We start from the raw sequence: 3,733 nt of genomic DNA on the forward strand, positions 1-3,733 counted from the left end.
ACCCTTTAATTTCTTATATTTTTACCCTACTTGACAGAAACCCTCATTTTCACTATACTATTACTACCATGCAGCCGGGGAGATAGCGGTGCCCTGTACCTACAATCCGCTCTAGTAGGGGTGATATTCTGTCTGAGGGACAGTCTTTGCAGAGCCGCCCTAAATGGGGGATGTTGAAGTTTTGGTCTTACGCAATGAGAGCTTGTGAACCGTGTCAGGTTGGGAACAAAGCAGCACTAAGCAAAATCTTTCATGTGCCGTAAGGGTGCCTGGACTGAGTTTTCCATTTAGGTACCGTCTGTGAAGCTGTATCGAAGCAGGATGCATGGCTTTATTTTTGTTTTTCCAATTCTTCTCTTTTCCTCGCTTCCTGAAAAATAATGTCATGATAAATAAAGTCTACTATCGCCGCAAAAGGTATGGCAATCAAAATACCTGTGACTCCCAAAATTCTGCTTCCTATAATGATTGAGATAAGAATCCATACTCCCGGTACTCCAAGGCTGCCTCCAAAAAGCTTAGGCTTTAAGATATAACCATCTATTGTCTGAAGTATAATAGTAAAAATAATGAACCAGAGTGCATGTAAAGGATTGACAAGTACAAGCACAAAGCCACCGATTATAGCACCCACTATAGGTCCAAAGGTCGGTGCAAGGTTAGTAACACCTACTACCAGCGAAATAAGTACAGGATATGGCATTCCCATTATCGACATAAAAATGAAGTTCGCCACTCCGACTATAATTCCATCTATTATATCAAAAGCTATATATCTTATAAGAATGCTGTTACATCTTTCCCAAAAACCTGCAAAGACCTTATACTTATCTGCTTTAATAAGCCTTTTTAAAAGTCTTCTGAAACTATTTCTAAGTCTATCCTTATCCGCAAGAAAATATATAGCAAGAAACATGGCTATAAATAAATCAAAAATTGCCTTGCTTATGCTGAGAGATGTATTAAGTATTCCATCAAAGTTTTCCGGAATCTTCTTACTTACAAAGTTTAAAATATCATCACCGAAACTTGCAATTCCACTAATATCTATATTGTTCTTTGCCGCCTCCATACTGGCTGTCTGAAGAAAATGTTGCAAAGATCTTATATAAGTATCCATATTTCCAAATAAAGTCTTGATACTTACAACTATCTGAGGTATAAGAGCTACCATCAAAAGAATTATAATAATCGCTATCCCTACTAAAGCAGTAGTTACAGAAAGGCTCTTTCTCGTTTTCTCATTTTTTACATTGACAAATACTGTCTCCCTAAGAAATGTAACAAACGGATCTATAATATAAGCTATTATGAGTCCCGTTATTAACGGACTAAATATTTTATATACTACCTTCATTCCCTTAAAGATGTCACCCAAATTAGACAATAGAAAATATAAAATAACTGCTGAACAGGCAGCAATCGTATATGCAACCCACCTCTTTTCCAGCAAATCTTTATTAAACTTCATACAATCCTCCTGAATTTTACTAATAATGACAATCATATCACAAGAAAGAAACGAAAACCATAGATAAAGTTTTAATTTTTCTTTACTTTACCTTTACAGCCTTTCTTCTATCGGTTAGAATAAGACCATATAAAAATCAAAATAAAGGAAGTTAACAAATGAAAATAAACAAGTTATTTAAACCTCTTGCAGCATCTCTCCCGATCACCCTCTCAATTACCGGCTGTACTTCCGGTTTAGAACATAAGCCTATGACTATATTAAATGATAGCTACCGTGTCGCATACGAAATCTTCGTATCCTCATTTTATGACAGTAATGGTGACGGCATAGGAGATTTAGAGGGCATAAGGAAAAAGCTTGACTACATAAATGACGGCAAGGCTGAAAAAGGTAATTCCCTGCTTGCAAATGAAATCTGGCTCACCCCTATTTCCCCATCCCTTTCTTACCATAAATATGATGTTATGGATTATAAAAATATAGACAAGGATTTTGGTACTCTTGAGGATTTTAAATCCCTTGTAAATGACTGTCATAAAAGAAATATTAAGGTAATCTTTGACCTTGTTATGAACCACTCTTCTTCAGACCATCCTTGGTTCTTAGAAGCTGTTAATTACCTCAAAGAGCTTAAGGACGGTGAAGAACCTGACTTTAATGCCTGCCCTTATGCTAACTACTACAATTTTACCAAAAAGCAACAGGAGGGATATGCCCCTGTTGAAGGCACTGACTGGTATTACGAAGCCAGATTCAGCCCTAGAATGCCGGATTTCAACCTGGAAAATGAAGCAGTAAGAAATGAATTTAAAGAAATTTTTAAGTTCTGGCTGGAGCTTGGAGTAGATGGTTTTAGGCTTGATGCTGTTACCTACTATGTAACAGGCAGCATTACTAAGAATACAGAAATCCTTACCTGGCTTAATAAAACAGTGAAAGAAATCAAGCCTGATGCCTACATAGTAGGAGAGGCATGGACAACTGAAAGTGAGTATGGAGCTTATTATGCAAGTGGTGTTGACAGCTTTTTTGACTTCGAATTTTCAGGAAGCGACGGAATCATCGCTGAAATACTTAAAGGAATAAGACCTGCAAGCAGTTTTGCAGAAAGGATGGTAAACTCTGATAAACTCTTCTTTAAGCACAACCCAAGCTATATAAATGCTCCTTTTTATACAAACCATGACATACCTCGTTCAGCAGGATACTACTCAGGAGAGCACAGGGTAGATCTGATTAAGCTTGCAGGAGCTATGAACCTGCTTATGAGTGGAAATGCTTTTATTTACTATGGAGAAGAGCTGGGTATGAAGGGCTCCGGAAGGGATGAGAACAAAAGAGCCCCTATGCAGTGGGTAAAAGACAGCAGTGCCGCAGGAATGTGCAAAGGTCCGAAAGATATGGAAGATTTTGAGATGATTTACGGCACTCTTGAAGAGCAGGCAGATGACAAAAATTCAATTTACAATTATTATAAAAATGCTATTAAACTAAGACATAACTTTCCTGTCATTGCAAGGGGTATCACAGAATTATATGATGGTTTTGAAAACCTTGACTCTGATAAAGTTTCTGCATTTACAAGACGAATAGAAGATAAGACATATGAAACTGTACTCATTGTTATAAATACTTCAGAAAACAGTATAAGCCAAAAACTTGGCAAAGATTATACTAAATTAGACGGCTCTCTTGTTACTGGAGAAGAAGAGGTAACAATAAAGGATGGAATGCTTAACATCCCATCCTTCGGTATTGCAATACTTACACATTAATCTTATTTAATGCCTGCTTAAGTGCATCTCCTAAAATTATAGAAATAACTATTTTTGCCACATCAAAAGGTATAAACGGATATACACAGTAGCCAAGAGCCTGTGTGAAGTTTATACCTTTTGTATTAACTAAAGTAAACCATACAGTTCCAAAAAGGTAACAAACCATAAGTCCTAAAAGCAAGCCTATTACCTGAAAATAAATCTTTTTAACTCCAAATCTTTCTATAAAAAGCCCACTTATAAATGCCATGAAAATAAATCCTATAATATAACCACCTGTAGGTCCAAATAAGACTGCTGCACCCCCTGATGCACCTGCAAATACAGGAAGTCCGATAAGCCCCAATAATACATAGGTAAGTACTGCCAACGCTCCCCTTTTAGCTCCAAGTACATAGGCCGAGAGACATACTGCTATCACCTGCAAAGTAATAGGAACCGGTCCTATAGGTATCTTCCAAGGGCCAAGTACACAGCAAAC

3 protein-coding genes and 1 other RNA gene are annotated in these 3,733 nt (G+C 37.1%); 2 read left to right on the forward strand and 2 right to left on the reverse strand.

The genetic code is table 11. The annotated features are described in order from the left end of the window. The first annotated feature begins 66 nt into the window (after positions 1-66). Positions 67-329, forward strand: an RNA gene (gene ffs / locus ACTTKP_RS11600) — signal recognition particle sRNA large type. Between the two features lie 2 nt (positions 330-331). Here ffs and ACTTKP_RS11605 read toward each other — a convergent pair. Then, positions 332-1,471 carry an AI-2E family transporter gene (locus ACTTKP_RS11605; protein ID WP_442554060.1) on the reverse strand — a complete coding sequence of 380 codons (1,140 nt, stop codon included), beginning with the start codon at positions 1,469-1,471 and terminating at the stop codon, positions 332-334. A 158-nt stretch (positions 1,472-1,629) separates the two neighbouring features. Here ACTTKP_RS11605 and ACTTKP_RS11610 point away from each other — a divergent pair, with 158 nt between their 5' ends. Beyond that, a complete protein-coding gene (locus ACTTKP_RS11610; protein WP_442554061.1) occupies positions 1,630-3,249 on the forward strand; it encodes an alpha-amylase family glycosyl hydrolase in 1,620 nt (539 codons plus the stop codon). Here ACTTKP_RS11610 and ACTTKP_RS11615 read toward each other — a convergent pair. Continuing rightward, the coding region (locus ACTTKP_RS11615) for a biotin transporter BioY (protein WP_442554062.1) at positions 3,239-3,733 on the reverse strand (495 nt) is incomplete at its 5' end. The genes ACTTKP_RS11610 and ACTTKP_RS11615 overlap by 11 nt on opposite strands.

The sequence above is a fragment of the Catonella sp. genome, assembly GCF_052169795.1.
Taxonomy (GTDB): domain Bacteria; phylum Bacillota; class Clostridia; order Lachnospirales; family Lachnospiraceae; genus Catonella.